The following is a 13,612-nucleotide window of genomic DNA, read 5'->3' as shown; positions in this document are numbered from 1 at the left end:
GCTAGAATCACGGCATGCTGATCCGTGCCCTGATCGTCCTGCTGGTCGTGTTGAATCTCGGCGCCGCTGCCTGGTGGCTGACCCGTCCCGCGCCGGTGCCCGAACCCGAACCCGCATTGCCTGCCGGCGTCGCGCGCCTGCAGCTGGTGGACGAGTCCGCGCCGGCAGCGGCGACGTCCGCGACGTCCGCCGTCGCCGCGCCCGCCATCGCGTCCTGTTTCAGCCTGGGGCCGTACACCAGCCAGGCCGCCGCCGAGCAGGCACAGGCGGCCACGGCAGGCCAACTGCTGCAGGTGCGCCTGCGCGAAGTGCCCGGCACCAGTGCCAGCGGCTACCAGGTGGTGATCGCGCCGGCGGCCTCGCTCGAGGATGCGCAGGCCACGGCCGCGCGTATCGGCGCGGCGGGATTCGATGATTTCCTTGTCGTGCGCCAGGGTGACCAGGCGAACGGCATCGCGCTGGGCCGCTATCGCAGTCGCGACGCGGCGGAGCGCCGTCTGGCGCAGATGCAGGAGGCCGGGTTCGCCGCGCAACTGCAGCCGGTGGGCCGCGCCGGCCCGGGCCTGTGGTGGCTGGATGCCGGTGTCGTGGAAGGCGTCGACGCGACCGTGATCGCGCGCGCTGCCTCCAGCGGTGCACCGCAGCCGCTCGAATGCACCGCGCTGCGCTAGAATTGCGCCCCACGCCGCTTTAGCTCAGCTGGTAGAGCAACCGCCTTGTAAGCGGTAGGTCATCCGTTCGATTCGGATAAGCGGCACCATCTCCCACGGCCCGCATCGCGTCCGTGCTGCGATGCCACAGGGCCGTCATCGCCGACCGCATAGACTGTGCGCCTGTTTTCCGCAGGACGTACCCATGAGTCGAGCTTTTCCTCCGGTCTCCCTGATCGGCGTGCCCACCGACATCGGCGCGGGCCATCGCGGCGCGCGCATGGGACCGGATGCGCTGCGCATCGCGGGTCTGGGCGAAGCGCTGGTGGCGCGGGGCATCGACGTGGTCGACACCGGCAACGTGCAGGGGCCCGCCAATCCCTGGACCGGTCCCGTCCAGGGCTATCGCCATCTCGACGAAGTCGTCGCCTGGAACCGCGCCGTGATGGACGCCACGGCGGCCGAACTCGCGCGTGGACGGTTGCCGATCATGCTGGGCGGCGACCATTGCCTGGCGATGGGCTCGATCACCGCCGTCGCACGGCATTGCCTCCAGATCGGCAAGAAGCTGCGCGTGCTGTGGCTGGATGCGCACTCCGACTTCAATACCAGCGAGGTCACGCCGTCGGGCAACATCCACGGCATGCCGGTGGCCTGCCTGTGCGGCATCGGCCCCGATGCGCTGACGAAGCTGGGCGGCGATTCGCCGGCGATCACCCCGGCGATGGTGCGACAGATCGGCATCCGCTCGGTCGATCCGGAAGAGAAGAAGCTGATCAAGGTCCACCAGGTCGACGTGTACGACATGCGCTACATCGACGAGGTCGGCATGAAGCGCACGATCGAGGCGGCGCTGGACGGCATCGACACCGACACCCACCTGCACGTCAGCTTCGACGTGGACTTCCTGGACCCCAGCATCGCCCCGGGCGTGGGCACCACCGTACCCGGCGGACCCAACTACCGCGAGGCACAGCTGGTGATGGAAATGATCGCCGACACGCGTTTGATGGGGTCGCTGGACATCGTCGAACTGAACCCCGTGCTGGACCGTCGCAACCGCACCGCCAAGCTGACGGTGGACCTGGTGGAAAGCCTGTTCGGCAAGTCGACCCTGATGCGCGACTGACCGCGGACCGGATTGGGAAAACTGCGACTGAACAGGTCGCAGCAGGCTTCACGTGGCCTATACGCCGCCGCGTCGAAGGTGCACGCACACGCCGCTGCAGCGCGGGACGCACCTGCAGCGGCACCCCTTATCCACCAGGAGATGAAAAATGAAGCGTGCGATGATGCTGCTGCTGACGGCGATGTTCTCGATGGCGGTCCTGTCGGGCTGCAACACCATGGCCGGCGCCGGCAAGGACGTGCAGAAGGTCGGTGAGAAGGTCGAGGACAAGGCCCAGGACTGCAAGGACGGCAAGTGCTGATGCACGCGGCCTGACGTCGGCCTCCCTGCCGGAGGCGGACGAACGGAGGGGCCGGGCGACCGGCCCTTCTGCATTCCGCTACGCCACGTGGTCAGTCGCCAGCCAGTGTGGTTGAATCAGACTCGCTGCACGCGATGCGAGGGCGCCCCGCCCGGCATCGCGCCCCTTCACCCTATCGAGGAGTTCTGCCATGAAGCGTTTTTCCGCATTGGTCGCGCTGGCCCTGCTGTCCATCGCCGTGCTGTCCGGTTGCAACACCGTGAAAGGCGTCGGCAAGGATGTGCAGAAGGTCGGCGAGAAGGTCGAGGATGCGTCCGGCAAGTGACGCGATCCCTCAAGGTAAGAACAGAAGGCCGCCTCCGGGCGGCCTTCTTCTTTTCCAGCTTCCAGCCTGCGGAAGCGGGCTGCGTATTCACCGTCGAGAATGCATGCTCATGCGCGTGAACGATTCAGCGATTCCTAATGGTGTGTTGACGCCGGATTGATCCGTGCGCAACGCGATGCCTGCGATGCTGTCTCCGCGGCGCCCCCTGCCGCTCACTCAAGCGAGGAAACACCATGAATCAGGACATCATCGCCGGCAACTGGAAGCAGCTGAAAGGCAAGATCCAGGCGAAATGGGGCGACCTGACCGACGACGACTTCAAGGTCGCCGAAGGCAATGCCGAATACCTCACCGGCAAGTTGCAGGAGCGTTACGGATACGACCGCGACCGTGCCAACACGGAGGTCGAGGAGTTCCAGCGGACGCTTCGCTCGGACAGTACGTTCAAGCACTGACGCGAGCCATCGCCGCATACAACGCAAGACGGACCGCCCTGTGCGGCCCGTCTTTTTCATGCCCGGCGATCAGCGGTAGCGCGGCGGGTCTGCGACGAAGCCGCCGGGGAATGCGCGCGGGGCTTCATCGCGCCACGTCGGTCCATGGCGGCGCGGGACCACGCCCAGCGCGACCAGTCGACGGTAGTCGTCGTAGCGCACTTCGCTGACCTGCTCCGGCTGCCGGGTCGCGCGGTCGAAACCGGTGCGGGACGTCGGTGCCCATTCGCGGCCGCCATGGCCGGTGCCGATGCTCTGCTGCTTCGCGGCGTCGTTGGCGGCGATGCTACGCGACGATCCTGCCGGCGCGGCGGCTTCGGCTTCTGCCCGCTTCTCCATCGATCCGCGCGCGATCGGCGGTGGCGAGTACTGCGGATAGTGGTAGGCACGTGCTTCGCGGAAGGCGGCCACGCCGATCACGCCGACGTTGCGGGGACGCCCGGTCCTCGCGGCGTAGCTGTCGCGCAGGTCGGTGAACACGAACTGCGCCACATCGGTCATCGATTTGCGCCAGCCGGTGACCTCGGTCGTCTGCCAGGGTTCGAGTACATAGCCGGCCTGCGAAGGATGCGCGGTCTGGCCGGTGATCGCATTGACGCCATCCACGGACAGGACCACCAGCACGCGCTCGCCGGTGGTGTTGGTCAGGCGGACGCTGTAGCGGTTGCCGGGCGTGCCGGCGACCCACAGATCGCCGCGGTGTGGATGCTGCGACAGCCATTCGCCGGTGTCGCGGTCGACGACGCTGACATCGACCAGCGGGCCGGCATGGGCGGGTGCGCAGGCCAGCAGGGCCAGCGCGGCAAGGGAGGCGAGGATTCGATGCAGCATGTCCGTTCTCCTGGTGGGGACGATGCTGCGAACGGGCGGCCGGAGGCAACGGGGTTGCCTGGAACGGCGAGCCGGGCTCCGGTTAAGCCGCGGGTGGGGATCGGCTGCGACGTCGTGTCGCAGGCCGCCTGCCGGCAGGCGCTGGCCCCAGCCGGTAAACTGGCCGCTTTCCCGCATTCCCCCGCACTGCACATGACCACCCGCGTCCTCACCGGCATCACCACCTCGGGCACGCCGCACCTGGGCAACTACGTCGGCGCCGTGCGCCCCGCCGTGGCCGCCAGCCGTGCCGCGGACACGGAAAGCTTCTACTTCCTGGCCGACCTGCACAGCCTGATCAAGGCGCAGGATCCGGCGCGCACGCAGCGCTCCACGCTGGAGATCGCGGCGACCTGGCTGGCCTGCGGCCTGGAGCCGGACAAGGTGTGGTTCTACCGCCAGAGCGACGTGCCGGAGATCACCGAGCTGACCTGGTTCCTGACCTGCGTGGCGGGCAAGGGCATCCTCAACCGCGCGCACGCCTACAAGGCGGCGGTGGACAAGAACAACGCCGACGGCGAAGACCCGGATGCCGGCGTCAGCGCCGGCCTCTTCATGTACCCGGTGCTGATGGCCGCGGACATCCTGATCTTCAACGCGCACCAGGTGCCGGTGGGACGCGACCAGATCCAGCACATCGAGATGGCGCGCGACTTCGGCCAGCGCTTCAACCACGTGTACGGCAAGGAGTACTTCACCCTGCCGGAAGCGCTGATCGACGACAACGTGGCGACGCTGCCCGGCCTCGACGGCCGCAAGATGAGCAAGAGCTACCACAACACCATTCCGCTGTTCGCCCCGCGCGAGGAGCTGAAGAAGCTGGTGTTCTCCATCCTGACCGACTCGCGCGGTCCCGGCGAACCGAAGGACACCGAGGGCTCGGCGCTGTTCCAGCTGTACCAGGCCTTCGCCAGCGTGGACGAGACGCGCGCCTTCGCGCAGCAGTTCGCCGACGGCATCGGCTGGGGCGAGGCCAAGCAACAGTTGTTCGAACGCATCGATGCCGAGATCGCGCCGTTGCGCGAAAAGTACGAAGCGCTGATGGCGAAGCCCGCCGATATCGAAGCGGTCCTGCGCGATGGTGCGCGCCGCCTGCGCGAACGCTACGCCACGCCGCTGTTGACGGAACTGCGCCATGCGGTTGGCCTGCGCGACCTGTCTCAGGTGCCGGTGGTGGAGGCGAAGGTCGCGCCATCGAAAGTCGCACTGCCGGCATTCAAGCAGTACCGCGATACCGATGGCCGGTTCTATTTCAAGCTGGCCGATGCCGACGGCAACGTGCTGATCCAGAGCAACGGCTTCGATTCGCCGAAGGATGCCGGCAAGCTGATCGGCGTGTTGAAGCAGGCCGAGCAGGCCGATGCGATGCAGACGCCGGAGATCGTGCTGCAGGTGCCGGTGGACGAGGTGCTCGTGGCGCTGGCGGCGCTGCGCGCGGCGGAGGCCTGAGGCCATGCCGTACCTGGCGGTGATCCTGTTCCTGCCGTGGTTCCTGCTGCTCGGCTCGCTGTTCTGGCTGTTCCCGCGCCAGCCGCGCAATGCACGCCGCAAGGGCTTCGATCTCGCGGTGCTGGCGGTCGCCTTCGTGTTGAGCTTTGTCGGCATGCAGTGGGGCTACGCGCTGGGTGCCGCCGATGTCGGCACTGGCGCGATCTGGAAGCAGGTGCTGGCCACGCTGGTGGCCTACGGCGCCTTCCTGTTCGTGCTGACGCTGGCGGTGCCGCTGCGCGGCTGGTGGCTCGCGCGCGGCTGATGCCTGCCACGGATGGACCGTTCCACCAAAGGCGGGTCGTGCGTACGGGGTGCGGGGACTAGAATCGGGTTATCCGTCCCCACATAGGCCTGCGGATGAGCCTGCACGGCATCCACACCATCGATACTGCGTTCCAGCGCGATCATTTCGACGCGGCGTACCTCGTCGTCGAGGGCGGTCGCGGCGCCTTCATCGACTGCGGCACCAACCATTCCGTCCCGCGCTTGCTGGCCGCGTTGCAGCAGGCGGACCTGGCACCCGGGGACATCGATTTCCTCATCGTCACCCACGTGCATCTGGACCATGCCGGTGGCGCGGGCCTGCTGATGCAGCACCTGCCCAATGCCACGCTGGTCGCGCATCCGCGCGCGGCGCCGCACCTGATCGATCCGGCCAAGCTGATCGCCGGCGCGACGGCGGTCTATGGCGAAGAAGAGATCCAGCGCAGCTACGGCGCGATCCAGCCGGTGCCGGAAGCGCGCGTGCGCGTGGTCGAGGACGGCGAGACGATAATGCTCGCGGGGCGTCCGCTGCTGTCCATCGATACGCCCGGCCACGCACGCCACCACCATTGCCTCTGGGATGCGCGCAGCCGCTGCTGGTTCACCGGCGACACGTTCGGTCTGTCCTACCGCGAACTGGACGGACCGCAGGGCGCCTTCATCCTGCCGACGACGACGCCGGTGCAGTTCGAGCCTTCTGCGCTGAAGGCGAGCATCGCGCGCATGCTCGCGTATGCGCCCGACGGCATGTACCTGACCCACTACGGTCGCGTCGACGACGTGCCGCGGCTGGCGCAGGCCCTGTACGAGCAGATCGATGCGATGGTGGCGATCGCCGACGCCTGCGAGGGACGCGCGGACCGCCATCGCTGCATCGCGGCCGGGCTGTCGGCGCTGTACCTGGAGCGGGCGCATGCGCTGCAGGTGCCGCTGGCGGACGAAGACGTGTTGCGCCTGCTTGCCATGGATATCGAGCTCAACGCGCAGGGGCTGGGCGTGTGGCTGGATCGTGGGCGGCCGTGAGGGTGTGTTGCTTTCTGTAGGAGCGACGTCAGTCGCGACCGGATGCGATCAGTGATGAAGTGCTTCTTCGTGCGCGGTGCAGTCGTGTCTTTCAGGAAGAACAGGATTTCCCGATTCGTGCGGTCGCGACTGACGTCGCTCCTACAACAGCCGCATCGCATAGACTCCCGGTGTTTCCACGCAAGGTCATCTCGATGAAATCTCCGCTCCCGCTGCTCCTGTTGTCCCTGTGCGCGATGCCGGTACTCGCCGCCGACATCCCCGGCGGGGGCATCAATGCCGACAACCTGTCCCGGCATGTACGCGTACTCGCGTCGGACGAGTTCGAGGGCCGCGCCCCGGCGACGCCGGGCGAAGAGAAAACGATTGCGTACATCGTCGACGCACTGCAGAAGGCCGGCGTGCAGCCCGGCGGCGGGAGCGGTGCGTGGACGCAGGATGTTCCGCTCGTGCGCGCCCAGGTGGACGGTGTCGTGGCCGCGTCCCTTGCGACGGGCGGGAAGGTCCAGACGCTGGCCAACGGCGACGACCTGGTTCTGCAGAGCCTGAGCCCGGTGGAGCGCGTCGACCTCGTCGATGCGCCGCTGGTGTTCGTCGGCTACGGCATCGCCGCACCCGAGCGCGGCTGGGACGACTACAAGGGCGCTGACCTGAAGGGCAAGGTCGCGGTGGTGCTCATCAACGATCCGGATTTCGAGACCGCATCGCCTGGTGCCTTCGATGGCCGCGCGGTGACCTACTACGGCCGCTGGACCTACAAGTACGAGGAACTCGCGCGCCAGGGTGCGGCGGGCGTGCTGATCGTCCACGAGACCGCACCGGCGGCCTACGGTTGGGCCACGGTACGTTCGTCCGGACTGTCGCCGGTATTCGACATCCCGCGCGACGATGCGACGAAGTACCACACGCTGCTGCGCGGCTGGATGCAGCGCGAGCTGGCCGTATCGCTGTTCGAGCGCGCCGGGCTGGACTTCGAGGCGGAGAAGCGGCGCGCGCAGACGGCGGCGTTCGCACCGGTGGCACTGGGCGACGCCACGCTCTCGGCTTCGTTCGCGGTGAAGCGCGACCAGGTGGTGACGCGCAATGTCATCGGCCGGCTCGAGGGTGCGAAGCGGCCTGACGAAACCGTCATCTACTCCGCCCACTGGGATGCGTACGGCATCGGCGCGCCGGACGCGCAGGGCGATGGCATCCGCCACGGTGCGGTCGACAACGCGACCGGCGTGGCGGCGGTGATCGAACTGGCGCGCGTGTTCGCGGCCGGTTCGCGTCTGCAGCGCACCCTGTTGTTCATGGCACTGACGGCGGAAGAGAAGGGGCTGCAGGGGGCGACATACTACGCCGCGCACCCGCTGGCGCCGCTGGAGAAGACGGCCGCGGTGCTCAACATCGAAATGCTCAGTCCCGATGGCCCCAACCGCGACATCGCGTCGTGGGGCAATGGTCGTGTCTCGCTCGAGGGCGACCTGAAACGCGTCGCGGAAGCGCAGGGACGCACCTATTCGCCCGATCCCAATCTCGAAGCCGGCTTCTTCTACCGTGCCGATCATTTCGCGTTCGCGCGGGCGGGCGTGCCGGCGATCACCGTGGGCGCGGGGCTGGATCGCCTCGATGGCGGCGTCGCCAGCGGCAAGGCCTTGCGCGATGCGTATTTCGCCTCCTGCTACCACCAGCCCTGCGACGCATGGACGGCGAGCTGGGATGCGAGCGGGCAGGCACAGGACGTTGGACTGCTGTATGCGCTGGGCCGGGAGATCGCCGACGGTGCGGCATGGCCGCACTGGCTGGGCGGATCCGAGTTCAAGGCCGTACGCGAACGCAGTGAAACTGAACGGAAATAGCGGCGCTGGCGCACGCCGTTCATGTGACTCGCTGCGCTATGCTGCGCGTCCTCTCGCGCTGCCGGAATGTCCGTGACTCCTCTCCATGCCCTGGTCTACCAGAGCCGCGCGACGCGACCGCTGGAGGCGTCGGACCTGGATATCCTGTTGCTGGACGCACGCATCAACAACGAACTTGCCAACGTCACCGGGGCGTTGCTCTACGGCAACCAGCAGTTCGTGCAGTATCTCGAAGGGACGCGCGCCGACGTCGAGCAGATCTACGCGCGCATCACCCGCGCCAGCCAGCACGACCGGCTGGAGGTGCTGGCGCAGGGCAGGGTGGACGCGCGGCGTTTCCAGCGCTGGCACATGGGGTTCGCGGACGCACCGCAGAGCGTGGTACAGCAGCTGAGCCAAGCGCAGTGGCAACGCGAGGTGCCCTGGCTGGAAGACGACGCCGTGACCTCGCCCGGCCTGGAACGCCTGCTCGCCTTCTGGAAAGGCGAAGCCCTCTTTGCGCGTTGAGCGCTCAGGGCCAGCGGTTCGGCTTCGCCCGTCCGCTGTCTTCGTTCATCGGCACCACGCAGAAGCGGTGGCCGGTCGGCGCTTCCATCACCCACCAGCGGTTGCGCACGTGTTGCACGCGCTTGGCGCCCAGGGCTTCCAGGCGCGCGACTTCCGCCTCGATGTCGTCGGTCTCGATGTCCAGGTGCACGCGAGCCTCGTGCTTCACCTTCTGCACCTCGATGTGCAGGCCGCCCGGGCCGGGTTCGAACTTGTCGTAAATGCCCAGGCCGCCGTCGTCGGGATCGGTGACCTTCAACCCCAGGGCAGCGCTCCAGAACGCGGAGGCGGCAGGCAGGTCGTCGACCTGGCTGTCGATGATGAAACCGGCGAGACGGCTGCGGTGGGTCATGGCGAACTCCGGTTGAAGGGCGATGGCGTCATCCTGCCACCGTTCGCGATCAGGCGTGGTCGCAGACCGGGGTGCCGAACTGCAGCAGGTAGCCGTTGTTGTCGTAGATCGCGAACTCGCGCATGCCATAGGCGAAGGTCTCCGGTGTGTAGCAGACCCGCGCGCGATCGCGCACGGTATCCCACAGCGCATCGACGTCGGCGACTTCCATGTACAGCGAGCCGGTGAACGCCGGCGCAGTGTCGCCTTCATGGTCGTTCGGGGCGGACACCATCAGCTCCGCGCCATCGCGACGCAGTGCGAGCCAGCCATGTTCCGGCGCGCCGGAGGCGAGTTCGAAGCCCAGCACGTCGCGGTAGAACGCGAGCGTGCCGGGCAGGTCCAGCGTACGCAGTATCGGCGTGAGCCGGCGGAAGGTCACGCCGGCACGGCCAGGTCGTCGATCAGGGCCTTGAGGAAGCGCGCGGCCTCGCCACCGGTGCAGGCACGGTGGTCGAACGTCACCGACAGCGGGATGACCTTGTGCGATTCGAAGCCGCCCATCACCGGCGTGACCTGGTGGCGCGCGCGTCCGGCGGCGACGATGGCCACGCACGGCGGCACCACCACTGGGGTCGCGTAGCGGCCAGCGAACATGCCGAAGTTGCTCAGCGAGATCGTGTAGCCGGTCAGCTCGGACGGCGGGATGCTGCGGTCTTCCACCTGCGCGCGCAGGCGGTTGATGCTCTCGCGCACGCTACCGGCGTCCAGCAGGTCGGCATTGCGCAGCGCCGGCACGAACAGGCCGTCGTCGGTATCCACCGCGATGCCGATGTCGACATGCGGGTGCAGCGTGCGGGTGAGCTTCTCGCCATCGAACCAGGCGTTCATCGCCGGCACCGTCTTGCAGGCGCGGACGATGGCGCGGACGAGGCGGCCGGTCATGTCGTTGCCGGGCGTCCAGGCATGCACGTCGGCGTCGTCGCTGAGCGTGGTCGGCACGACCTTGGCATGCGCATCGGCCATCACGCGCGCCATATTCCTGCGCACGCCCTTGAGTTGTTCCGGCTGTCCGCTGACCGACACGCCCGGTGGCTGCGTGCGCATCGGCTTGCCGCTGGCGGACAGCGTGGTGCGCTGGGGTGAGGACGTTGTTGTAGGAGGGGCGTTAGCCCCGATCTGGATGTGTGGCGAAGCGGTCGGGGCTGAAGCCCCTCCTACAGGAGCGCTGCCGTCCGCGGCGGCCTGCTTCACGTCCTGCATCGTCACCGCGCCGTCGGCGCCGGTGGTGCGCACGCGCGACAGGTCCACGCCCAGCTTCTTCGCCATCGCGCGCACGGCCGGCATCGCCTTGACGCCGCCGACAGCGACGGCCTGTTCGGTATGTACGGCGTTGGACGACTGCATCGCGCCGACGACGGTGCCGGCGTCAGCCTCGGCATGCGTGGGAGCGACGTCAGTCGCGATAGAGGCTGCATCGGGTGTCGGGTTCGCGACCGAAGTTGCTTCCGCAGCAGCGGGCTTCGGCGGACCGTGGTGGTGGCCGGTGTCCTGGCCTTCCGCGCGCTGCGGCAGGCTCGCGTCGGGCTCGAACACCGCCAGCATGCTGCCGGTGACGACGACATCGCCCGCTGCGCCGGCGAGTTTGGTCACCTTGCCGGAGACGGGCGACGGCACCTCGACGATGGCCTTCGCCGTTTCCATCGACACCAGCGGTTCGTCCAGCCGGATCACGTCGCCTTCCCTGACGAACCACTCGACGATGGTCGCGTCCGGGAGGCCTTCGCCCAGGTCGGGAAGGTGGAAGGTCTTGCTCTCGCTCATTCGGATGTCTCTTCGGAAGTCGTGTCGTTGATCGGTTGCAGGTCGCGCGCCGGCACCCAGCCGCTGCGGCCGTCGGCATGCGTGCACCACCACCAGTCGCCCAGTTCGTGCTGGAGCGTGACGGTGTCGCCGGCCTGTACCTCGAGTTCCTGCGCGGAGTAGTCGCGCAGGGCGATGGCGTGGCCGTCAGCCTGCGGTTGCAGCCAGTCCACCGGCGCCCAGCCGGCATTGCCGTCGGCGGTGGTGGTCCAGGCGAACGCCGGCCATTCGGTATCGCGTGCGCCGAGCGCGACCACGTCGCCGCGCGCGAACCTGATCGGGTTCGCGTACTGCGTGCGGTAGTCGCGGACGGCGCTTGCCCGCATCAGCCGTTCGCCATCGCCCGCTTCGCCGCGGCGACGATCTTGTCGACGCTGGGCAGGTACTTCATTTCCAGGCGGAACAGCGGGATGTGGGTGTCGTAGCCGGTGACGCGCTCGACCGGCGCCAGCAGGTCGTACATCGAATGCTCGGCCAGTCGTGCGGCGATCTCCGCGCCGAAGCCGGCGGTGCGCGGCGCTTCGTGCACGATCACGCAGCGACCGGTCTTGGCGACGGATTCGGCGATGGTGTCGAAGTCGAGCGGGCGCAGCGTGGCGACGTCGATGACTTCCGCGCTGATGCCCTGGCCGGCCAGCGCATCGGCGGCTTCCAGCGCCTCCTTCACCTGCGCGCCCCAGGTCACCAGGGTCACGTCGGTACCGTCGCGCAGCACGAAGCACACGTCCAGCGGCAGCGCTTCGCCGTCGTCGGCGACCACTTCCTTGTACTGGCGGTAGATGCGCTTCGGCTCCATGTAGATGACCGGATCCGGGTCGCGGATCGCCGCCAGCAGCAGGCCGTAGGCGCGCTGCGGCGAGGACGGCATCACCACGCGAAGGCCGGGCACGTTGGTGAAGATGGCCTCGTTGGCTTCGCTATGGTGTTCCGGCGCGCGGATGCCGCCGCCCCACGGCACGCGCAGCACCATCGGGCAGTGCAGGCGGCCGCGCGTGCGGGTGCGCAGGCGGGCGGCGTGGCAGATGATGTGGTCGACCATCGGATAGACGAAGCCGTCGAACTGCGCTTCGGCGACCGGCTTCATGCCCTGTGCGGCCAGGCCGATGGTCAGGCCGGCGATGGTGGTCTCGTCCAGCGGCGTGTCCAGCACGCGCTCGGGACCGAACTTCTGCTGCAGGCCGGCGGTGGCGCGGAACACGCCGCCGTTCACGCCGACGTCCTCGCCCAGCACCAGCACGGACTCGTCGTGGGCGATCTCCCAGGCCAGCGCCTGGGTGATGGCTTCGATCAGGGTGATCGCGGTCGGGGTCGCGACGGTCCCGGCGTTCTGTGTCTTCGCCACGGTCTTGGTCTCCATCACGGCGCTCATGCCCGATTCTCCGCGGCGATCGCTGCAGCGCGCTGCTGCAGCAGTTCCGGCGGCGGATCGGCGTACAGGTAGTCGAACATCGCTTCCACCGGCTGCACCGGGGTGTTGAGGTAGGCGTTAACCTCCACGTCGACACGCGCGCCGCATTCCTCCTTCCACGCAGCCTCGTCGGCCTCGTTCCATACGCCCTGTGCGGTCAGCCAGGTGCGCAGGCGTGTCATCGGCTCGCGTTCCCAACCGGCCTTCACTTCGGCGTCGTCGCGGTAGCGGCGGGCGTCGTCGGCGGTGGTGTGGTCGGACAGGCGATAGGTGACGAATTCGATCACCGTGCCGCCCTGGCCCTTGCGGGCGCGCTCGCTGGCGCGGCGCATGCCTTCCAGCACGGCGATCAGGTCGTTGCCGTCCACCTGCAGGCAGTGCAGGCCGCCGGCCAGGCCCTTCTGCGCCAGCGTCTGCGCGCCGGTCTGCGCACTGCGCGGCACCGAGATGGCCCAGCCGTTGTTGATCACGCCGAGCACCAGCGGCAGTTCGTAGGCGCCGGCGGAATTCAGCGCGGCGTAGAAGTCGGTCTTCGACGAACCGCCATCGCCGCAGGTCGCTACCGCGATGTGCGGCTGCCCGCGCAGCTTGAACGACAGCGCCGCGCCAGCGGCATGCAGGCACTGGGTGGAGATCGGCACGCAGAACGGGAAGTCGTTGCGGGCGTCGCTGTCGCGGTCGTAGTCGCTGCCGCGTTCGTCGCCGCCCCAGTACATCAGCACGTCGCGCGGCTTCACCCCGCGCATGAACATGGCGCCGTACTCGCGGTAGCTGGGCGCGTAGACATCGCCGGTGCGCATGGATGCGCCGATGCCGACGTGGGTGGCCTCGTGGCCCAGGCAGCTGGCGTAGGTGCCGAGCTTGCCGGTGCGCTGCAGGGCGATCGCCTTGGTGTCGAAGGTGCGCACCAGCAGCATCTGCTTGAACAGCTCGCGCAGGCGCTGGACATCGCGCCCGGCTTCCGGGAGGTCGTCGCGTACCAGGGTGCCGTCGGGCCCGAGGTACTGCAGGTATTCGATGGTGAAGCTTGCGGCGGTGGTCATCTGGACGGTGTTCTCGTCGGCCGGCGGAATTGG

The 13,612-nt window shown here is 68.2% G+C and carries 17 protein-coding genes and 1 tRNA gene; 11 read left to right on the top strand and 7 right to left on the bottom strand.

The window, feature by feature from the left end:
• Positions 1-14: 14 nt before the first annotated feature.
• The 6 genes from AC04MD_RS11635 to AC04MD_RS11610 all read left to right on the top strand — a co-directional run bounded on the left by AC04MD_RS11635 (position 15) and on the right by AC04MD_RS11610 (position 2,860).
• Positions 15-671, top strand: coding sequence for an SPOR domain-containing protein (locus AC04MD_RS11635; RefSeq protein WP_475497421.1), 657 nt, complete (start codon positions 15-17; stop codon positions 669-671).
• Positions 672-684: 13 nt separating this feature from the next.
• Positions 685-760, top strand: a tRNA-Thr gene (locus AC04MD_RS11630).
• A 95-nt stretch (positions 761-855) separates the two neighbouring features.
• The gene (rocF, locus tag AC04MD_RS11625; RefSeq protein WP_475497420.1) at positions 856-1,779 is read left to right on the top strand and encodes an arginase; all 924 of its coding nucleotides are present in this window, start codon (positions 856-858) and stop codon (positions 1,777-1,779) included.
• 148 nt (positions 1,780-1,927) lie between these two features.
• Positions 1,928-2,080: an entericidin A/B family lipoprotein gene (locus AC04MD_RS11620; RefSeq protein WP_055937078.1), complete on the top strand. Its 153-nt coding sequence runs from the start codon at positions 1,928-1,930 to the stop codon at positions 2,078-2,080.
• Between the two features lie 190 nt (positions 2,081-2,270).
• Entirely contained in the window at positions 2,271-2,405 is a 135-nt protein-coding gene (locus AC04MD_RS11615) for an entericidin A/B family lipoprotein (protein WP_475497419.1), read from the top strand.
• Between the two features lie 233 nt (positions 2,406-2,638).
• Positions 2,639-2,860, top strand: coding sequence for a CsbD family protein (locus AC04MD_RS11610; RefSeq protein ID WP_475497418.1), 222 nt, complete (start codon positions 2,639-2,641; stop codon positions 2,858-2,860).
• A gap of 69 nt (positions 2,861-2,929) precedes the next feature.
• Here AC04MD_RS11610 and AC04MD_RS11605 read toward each other — a convergent pair whose 3' ends face one another.
• Positions 2,930-3,727 (bottom strand): hypothetical protein, encoded by a 798-nt coding sequence (locus tag AC04MD_RS11605; RefSeq protein ID WP_475497696.1) that lies wholly within the window; start codon positions 3,725-3,727, stop codon positions 2,930-2,932.
• Positions 3,728-3,922: 195 nt separating this feature from the next.
• Between AC04MD_RS11605 and AC04MD_RS11600 the strand changes: the two genes are divergently transcribed.
• From AC04MD_RS11600 to AC04MD_RS11580, 5 genes are all read left to right on the top strand, one after another.
• Positions 3,923-5,218, top strand: coding sequence for a tryptophan--tRNA ligase (locus tag AC04MD_RS11600; RefSeq protein ID WP_475497417.1), 1,296 nt, complete (start codon positions 3,923-3,925; stop codon positions 5,216-5,218).
• Between the two features lie 4 nt (positions 5,219-5,222).
• The gene (locus AC04MD_RS11595; protein ID WP_475497416.1) at positions 5,223-5,522 is read left to right on the top strand and encodes a hypothetical protein; all 300 of its coding nucleotides are present in this window, start codon (positions 5,223-5,225) and stop codon (positions 5,520-5,522) included.
• Positions 5,523-5,617: 95 nt separating this feature from the next.
• The gene (locus tag AC04MD_RS11590) at positions 5,618-6,547 is read left to right on the top strand and encodes an MBL fold metallo-hydrolase (protein WP_475497414.1); all 930 of its coding nucleotides are present in this window, start codon (positions 5,618-5,620) and stop codon (positions 6,545-6,547) included.
• Positions 6,548-6,741: 194 nt separating this feature from the next.
• Positions 6,742-8,388 carry a M28 family metallopeptidase gene (locus tag AC04MD_RS11585; protein WP_475497413.1) on the top strand — a complete coding sequence of 549 codons (1,647 nt, stop codon included), beginning with the start codon at positions 6,742-6,744 and terminating at the stop codon, positions 8,386-8,388.
• Between the two features lie 72 nt (positions 8,389-8,460).
• Positions 8,461-8,895 carry a BLUF domain-containing protein gene (locus AC04MD_RS11580; RefSeq protein WP_475497412.1) on the top strand — a complete coding sequence of 145 codons (435 nt, stop codon included), beginning with the start codon at positions 8,461-8,463 and terminating at the stop codon, positions 8,893-8,895.
• Positions 8,896-8,899: 4 nt separating this feature from the next.
• Here AC04MD_RS11580 and AC04MD_RS11575 read toward each other — a convergent pair whose 3' ends face one another.
• Genes AC04MD_RS11575 through pdhA form a run of 6 tightly spaced genes read right to left on the bottom strand, consistent with a single transcriptional unit; the run spans position 8,900 to position 13,579 of the window.
• Positions 8,900-9,286: a VOC family protein gene (locus AC04MD_RS11575; RefSeq protein WP_475497411.1), complete on the bottom strand. Its 387-nt coding sequence runs from the start codon at positions 9,284-9,286 to the stop codon at positions 8,900-8,902.
• 49 nt (positions 9,287-9,335) lie between these two features.
• On the bottom strand, positions 9,336-9,707 hold the full coding sequence (locus AC04MD_RS11570) for a VOC family protein (RefSeq protein WP_475497410.1): 372 nt from the start codon (positions 9,705-9,707) through the stop codon (positions 9,336-9,338).
• Entirely contained in the window at positions 9,704-11,089 is a 1,386-nt protein-coding gene (locus AC04MD_RS11565; protein WP_475497409.1) for a dihydrolipoamide acetyltransferase family protein, read from the bottom strand. Before AC04MD_RS11565 ends, AC04MD_RS11570 begins: the two co-directional genes overlap by 4 nt.
• Entirely contained in the window at positions 11,086-11,454 is a 369-nt protein-coding gene (locus AC04MD_RS11560) for an SH3 domain-containing protein (protein WP_475497408.1), read from the bottom strand. The genes AC04MD_RS11565 and AC04MD_RS11560 overlap by 4 nt, the downstream gene beginning before the upstream one ends.
• Complete coding sequence (locus AC04MD_RS11555; protein ID WP_475497695.1) at positions 11,454-12,485, bottom strand: alpha-ketoacid dehydrogenase subunit beta; 1,032 nt, start codon at positions 12,483-12,485, stop codon at positions 11,454-11,456. The genes AC04MD_RS11560 and AC04MD_RS11555 overlap by 1 nt, the downstream gene beginning before the upstream one ends.
• Before the next feature lie 8 nt (positions 12,486-12,493).
• Positions 12,494-13,579: a pyruvate dehydrogenase (acetyl-transferring) E1 component subunit alpha gene (pdhA, locus tag AC04MD_RS11550; protein WP_475497407.1), complete on the bottom strand. Its 1,086-nt coding sequence runs from the start codon at positions 13,577-13,579 to the stop codon at positions 12,494-12,496.
• Positions 13,580-13,612 lie beyond the last annotated feature (33 nt).

The organism is Pseudoxanthomonas sp. LjRoot206, assembly GCF_056175725.1.
This window is presented reverse-complemented; position numbering and strand designations above follow the sequence as displayed.

Bases quoted from the DNA above. Each gene is read 5' to 3' on its own strand.
- AC04MD_RS11635 (WP_475497421.1), top strand. From the start codon at position 15: ATGCTGATCCGTGCCCTGATCGTCCTGCTGGTCGTGTTGAATCTCGGC.
- rocF (WP_475497420.1), top strand. From the start codon at position 856: ATGAGTCGAGCTTTTCCTCCGGTCTCCCTGATCGGCGTGCCCACCGAC.
- AC04MD_RS11620 (WP_055937078.1), top strand. From the start codon at position 1,928: ATGAAGCGTGCGATGATGCTGCTGCTGACGGCGATGTTCTCGATGGCG.
- AC04MD_RS11615 (WP_475497419.1), top strand. From the start codon at position 2,271: ATGAAGCGTTTTTCCGCATTGGTCGCGCTGGCCCTGCTGTCCATCGCC.
- AC04MD_RS11610 (WP_475497418.1), top strand. From the start codon at position 2,639: ATGAATCAGGACATCATCGCCGGCAACTGGAAGCAGCTGAAAGGCAAG.
- AC04MD_RS11600 (WP_475497417.1), top strand. From the start codon at position 3,923: ATGACCACCCGCGTCCTCACCGGCATCACCACCTCGGGCACGCCGCAC.
- AC04MD_RS11595 (WP_475497416.1), top strand. From the start codon at position 5,223: ATGCCGTACCTGGCGGTGATCCTGTTCCTGCCGTGGTTCCTGCTGCTC.
- AC04MD_RS11590 (WP_475497414.1), top strand. From the start codon at position 5,618: ATGAGCCTGCACGGCATCCACACCATCGATACTGCGTTCCAGCGCGAT.
- AC04MD_RS11585 (WP_475497413.1), top strand. From the start codon at position 6,742: ATGAAATCTCCGCTCCCGCTGCTCCTGTTGTCCCTGTGCGCGATGCCG.
- AC04MD_RS11575 (WP_475497411.1), bottom strand. From the start codon at position 9,286: ATGACCCACCGCAGCCGTCTCGCCGGTTTCATCATCGACAGCCAGGTC.
- AC04MD_RS11565 (WP_475497409.1), bottom strand. From the start codon at position 11,089: ATGAGCGAGAGCAAGACCTTCCACCTTCCCGACCTGGGCGAAGGCCTC.
- AC04MD_RS11560 (WP_475497408.1), bottom strand. From the start codon at position 11,454: ATGCGGGCAAGCGCCGTCCGCGACTACCGCACGCAGTACGCGAACCCG.
- AC04MD_RS11555 (WP_475497695.1), bottom strand. From the start codon at position 12,485: ATGGAGACCAAGACCGTGGCGAAGACACAGAACGCCGGGACCGTCGCG.
- pdhA (WP_475497407.1), bottom strand. From the start codon at position 13,579: ATGACCACCGCCGCAAGCTTCACCATCGAATACCTGCAGTACCTCGGG.